At 50.2% G+C, this 4,794-nt stretch carries 6 protein-coding genes (1 of these 6 running past the window's edge); all 6 read right to left on the bottom strand.

Features of this window, described 5'->3' with window-relative positions:
• A protein-coding gene (gene prfB / locus B3182_RS02600; protein WP_292751421.1) for a peptide chain release factor 2 occupies window positions 1-814 on the bottom strand; the annotation gives its coding sequence in 2 pieces (ribosomal slippage) (window positions 1-759 and window positions 761-814; 1,176 coding nt in all); it reaches 363 nt to the left of the window's first position.
• Window positions 815-902: 88 nt separating this feature from the next.
• A complete protein-coding gene (locus B3182_RS02595; protein WP_292353488.1) occupies window positions 903-1,736 on the bottom strand; it encodes a peptidoglycan DD-metalloendopeptidase family protein in 834 nt (277 codons plus the stop codon).
• Between the two features lies 1 nt (window position 1,737).
• The gene (locus B3182_RS02590; RefSeq protein WP_292353487.1) at window positions 1,738-2,313 is read right to left on the bottom strand and encodes a YqaA family protein; all 576 of its coding nucleotides are present in this window, start codon (window positions 2,311-2,313) and stop codon (window positions 1,738-1,740) included.
• Entirely contained in the window at window positions 2,310-2,972 is a 663-nt protein-coding gene (locus tag B3182_RS02585) for a protein-L-isoaspartate(D-aspartate) O-methyltransferase (RefSeq protein ID WP_292354093.1), read from the bottom strand. The genes B3182_RS02590 and B3182_RS02585 overlap by 4 nt, the downstream gene beginning before the upstream one ends.
• Window positions 2,969-3,721 (bottom strand): 5'/3'-nucleotidase SurE, encoded by a 753-nt coding sequence (gene surE / locus B3182_RS02580; RefSeq protein ID WP_292353486.1) that lies wholly within the window; start codon window positions 3,719-3,721, stop codon window positions 2,969-2,971. The genes B3182_RS02585 and surE overlap by 4 nt, the downstream gene beginning before the upstream one ends.
• 114 nt (window positions 3,722-3,835) lie before the next feature.
• Window positions 3,836-4,794 (bottom strand): molybdopterin oxidoreductase family protein (locus B3182_RS02575; protein ID WP_292751418.1); only part of this gene is annotated, 959 nt, incomplete at its 5' end.

Genomic DNA, 4,794 nt, shown 5'->3' with positions numbered 1-4,794 from the left:
ACGCTGATTCTGGCATGCCACCACAATTCCGGTGGGTTCGTGGGTAATCCGTACCGCCGAGTCGGTGGTGTTAACGTGCTGACCACCGGCACCGCTTGAGCGGTAGGTATCAATACGTAAATCAGACGGATTAATATCGATTTCGATGGTGTCATCCACTTCCGGATACACAAATACCGAAGCAAATGAGGTATGACGACGAGCACCGGAATCAAATGGCGATTTACGTACCAGACGATGTACACCGGTTTCGGTACGCAACATGCCAAAGGCGTATTCGCCTTCAAAACGCACGGTGGCGCTCTTGATACCAGCAACCTCACCTTCGGAGACTTCCATCAGCGTGACTTTGTAGCCCTGGGCTTCACCCCAACGCAGATACATGCGCAGAATAATATTGGCCCAATCCTGTGCTTCAGTACCGCCAGAGCCGGACTGGATATCCAGATAGGCGCTGTTGGCGTCGAGCTTGCCGGAGAACATGCGCTGGAATTCGAGTTTTTCCAGACCTTTTTCCAGCTCGTCTAAATCATTGTTGACGGCATTAAAGGTGTCTTCGTCGTTTTCTTCAACAGCAAGTTCGAGCAGGTCTTTGGCATCGTCTAAAACTTCACTGTGCGATGACAGGGTTTTGACAATACGCTCCAGGCTTGAGCGTTCCTGGCCTAATTTTTGGGCGTTTTCCGGATCATTCCAGACATTGGGATCTTCCAGCTCACGGGTGACTTCGACTAAGCGTTCTGCTTTAGTATCGAAGTCAAAGATACCCCCTGAGATCGTCACTGCGATCACGGAGAGTTTTAATTCGTTGCATCGTCGCGCCGAGTTCCACGCTAGTACCTCATTGAAATTAGTTGATAAAGCTGCCGCAGCAAACCCGTTATTGTAACGGATAATGCCGCTTATTGTTTAGGCAGAAAGCGGATTGGATCGACGGGTTTACCGTTTCGACGAATTTCGAAATGCAATTGTTCGACCTGGGTGCCGGACCGACCCAGTGTGGCAATACGCTGACCACTTTTCACTGTATCGCCCTCTTTCACCAGCAACGTATCATTGTGGGCATATGCACTTAGATAGACATCATTATGTTTGATGATCAGCAGATTGCCGTAGCGCGGCAAGCCATCACCGCTGTAGACCACCTTGCCATCCGCTGCTGCCAAAATCGGCTGTCCGGGTTTGCCGATAATGTTAATTCCTTTGCGACCCGCGGCAGATTCTGAAAATGTCGACACTACCCGGCCCTCAGTCGGCCAACGCCAGATAAGGCTTTCACTGCCTGAGGTCAACGCTGGTGATGACGTTGGTTTAGGCGTGGATGGTTTCACCTGCGGTGTTTGAGTGGCGGTTGAAGGCCGTGACGGTTGAGTCGTGGTTGAAGGACGCGTGACCGAAGGTGATGAAGGTCTACTAGGGCTTGGTGTTACAGTTCCCGGACGGGTGGTGGATGCGGTAGTAACACGCTGACCATCGAATTTGATTTTTTGTCCGACATAAATGGTATAAGGCGGCCGAATGCCGTTGATACGTGCAACATCACGATAATCCATGCCATAGCGGAAGCTGATGGAATACAGCGTATCGCCTTTTCTGACGGTATAGCTGTTAGGTGCTGGCGCCGGGGCAGGACGTTGCTGATATCTACCCGAATCTTCCCTGCCGATCGGCGCTAACGCATTGTTACCGCTGCAAGCAGTCAACGTAACCATCAGCACAATGAACAGCCGTTTCATATCAGACAAATATCAAATAAGCCAAAACCAACAGACCGACCGTGATCCAGCCGAGTCGATCCACCCACAGATGTAATTTTTCTTCAAACGGCTGACCACCCCATTTCATTAAACCGGCGACCAGGAAAAACCGCATACCACGACCAATCAAAGAACCCAGAATAAAGGGTAATAACAACATCCCCACCGCACCGGAAGCAATGGTAAATATCTTGTAAGGTATCGGTGTAAAGCCCGCTAAAAAGATGGCCCAGAAACCATAATCGGCAAACCATTGCTGGGCAGTTTCATAGGCTTCAGTATAGCCAAACTGAACAATCAAGGGCTCAACCATCTGTAAAGCAAACACCCCAATAATGTAGCCCAATAAACCGCCTAAAACGGAAGCTATCGTGGTTAATCCGGCATAAAACCAGGCTTTATCAGGTCTTGCCAGCGACATTGGCGCCAGCATCACATCGGGTGGTATCAGGAAAAAGGATGATTCGGTAAAGCTGACTAATGCCAGCCAATAGGTGGCGTGTTTATGCCTGGCCCATTGCATGACTTTTGCGTAAAGCCCTGAAAATAATTTCATCCAATCTGTCCAGTTAAAAGCGGGACAAAACTGACGGCGTCCCATTCCGTCTCTTCAAATTTACCACCGACCCGATCTATCACCTTCAGGATCTGTCCCTTGCTGCCACCGACTGGAATTATCAATCGTCCACCGGGTGCAAGTTGTTCCAACAACGTGGGAGGTATGTGTTCTGCACCACAGGTGACAATAATGCCGTCATAGGGGCCATTTTCCGGCCAACCCCAATTGCCATCACTGTGTTTGAGGCGAATATTATTAAGCTTTAACAGATAAAAACGTTCTCTGGCCTGCTTGAGTAATGGTGCAATACGCTCAACGCTGAAGACTCTTGGCACTAATGCAGAAAGCACTGCCGTCTGATAGCCAGAGCCAGTGCCGATTTCCAATACTTTGTTTCTCGGGCCACCCTGCAACAGAATTTCGGTCATTCGCGCCACAATGTAGGGTTGCGAAATGGTCTGGCCCAGGCCGATTGGCAATGCCGTGTCTTCATACGCTCTGCTGGCTAAAGCCTCGTCGACAAATAAATGCCGGGGGCACTGCCGCATCACCGTTAACAGTTGAATATTCTGGATACCACGCTCCTGCAGACGCTGGATCAGTCGATCCCGAGTCCTTTGCGAGGTCATCCCTATTCCACGTGGATCGGCGATCATGGCAAAGTGCTTTCCAACCATCTTGAGACGCCATCAATTGCATCATATCGGGTTAAATCAATTTGTAACGGTGTAACCGATACCGCACCACGGCGAATCGCATCAAAATCGGTTCCGGGCCCCGCATCCTGCTCTGCTCCGGCGGGACCAATCCAATACATGGGTCTGCCACGCGGATCTATTTCTTTGATCACGGGTTCGGCTTTATGCCGATGACCAAGACGGGTGCTTTCAAAACCAATAATTTCTTCAATTGGCAGATCGGGCACATTCACATTCAGAATAGTATCAGCGGGTAATGCTACAGATTTAAGTCTTTCGACTAACTGTTGGGCTACCCAGCCTGCTGTTTCGTAATGTTTGCCTTCGAAGCTCGCCAGCGAAATAGCAATCGCGGGCAATCCCAGAAAGCGTCCTTCCATCGCGGCAGCCACGGTGCCTGAATACAGCACATCATCACCCAGATTGGCTCCCGCATTAATGCCTGAAACCACCATGTCGGGTTCATCTTCCAGTAAACCGGTAATGGCCAGATGTACACAGTCTGTCGGCGTACCTTCTACGCGATAAACACCGTCTTCCATCCGGTCCAGTCGTAAGGGATTTTCCAATGTCAGCGAGTTACTGGCACCACTGCGGTTACGATCTGGCGCAACCACTGTGATTTCCCCCAGACCGGCAAGCGAGCGTGCCAGCGTACGGATACCCTTTGCCATGTAGCCGTCGTCGTTACTTATGAGGATTTTCATTTATTTTTTTGACCTGTTGCGTCAAGAGATTATTCGCCGCTATCTTAGCAAGAATGCGCGCTTATGACATAAAAAAGGGCATGAAAACATGCCCTTTTGTGATACCACCCTCAATCACTGCCTGAGTTTATTTACTGCTTGACCACCACCATAACTGTGGAATTGCAGTGGTTGTCCACCTGGCGTGACTTTAACCGCGCAATATTTGAACTCCGGAATTTTTGCCGCCGGATCCAAAGCTGCGTTGGATAGTTTGTTTACCGCCGCTTCGTAATAACAGAAGGCCATAAATATCGCCCCAGTTGGCACCGCTTCATCGACCCGTGCGACTACAGAAACTTCACCGCGACGTGTAGACAAGGTCACCATTTCACCCGGTCTGACATTCATCTCTTCCAGAGTCAGCGGATGGATGGTGGCGACGGCTTCAGGTTCCAGTGCATCCAGCACATTGGAACGACGGGTCATTGAACCGGTATGCCAATGTTCCAGCATACGGCCAGTGATTAAGATGTACGGATATTCTTCGTCAGGACGTTCATCCGGTTCGACAATATCCGCTGGTACAAACAGACCGCGCCCATCCGTTGTCGGGAAACGATCGGTGAAAATAATCGGTTCACCCGGATCACCTTCCTGTTCACAGGGATAAACCACGCCATGTTCACGTTCCAGACGTTCCGAGGTGATTCCCCCCATGGATGGAACCGCTTTACGTATTTCGTCAAAGACTTCTCTCGGGCCATCATAATGCCAATCCAGCCCCATTCTCTGGGCAATCTGCTGAATGATCCATAAATCCTGACGGGCATCTCCCGGCATTGGAATCGCTTTACGTCCCATTTGTACCAATCGATCCGTATTGGTAAAGGTACCGGTTTTTTCCGGGAAGCCTGATGCAGGCAAAATAACATCTGCCAGATAGGCGGTTTCGGTCAGGAAGATATCCTGTACCACCAGAATATCGAGCTCAGACAAAGCCTCACGGGCATGATTGGCATCCGGATCCGACATCGCAGGGTTTTCCCCCATGATATACAGGCCGTTCAAATTACCGGCATGAATGGCATTAG

Origin of the sequence: Methylophaga sp. UBA4204, assembly GCF_002379485.1 — a bacterium.
In the GTDB taxonomy this organism is placed as follows: domain Bacteria; phylum Pseudomonadota; class Gammaproteobacteria; order Nitrosococcales; family Methylophagaceae; genus Methylophaga.
The sequence above is the reverse complement of the archived record's forward strand: the minus strand, read 5'-3'. Positions and strand labels throughout refer to the sequence as shown.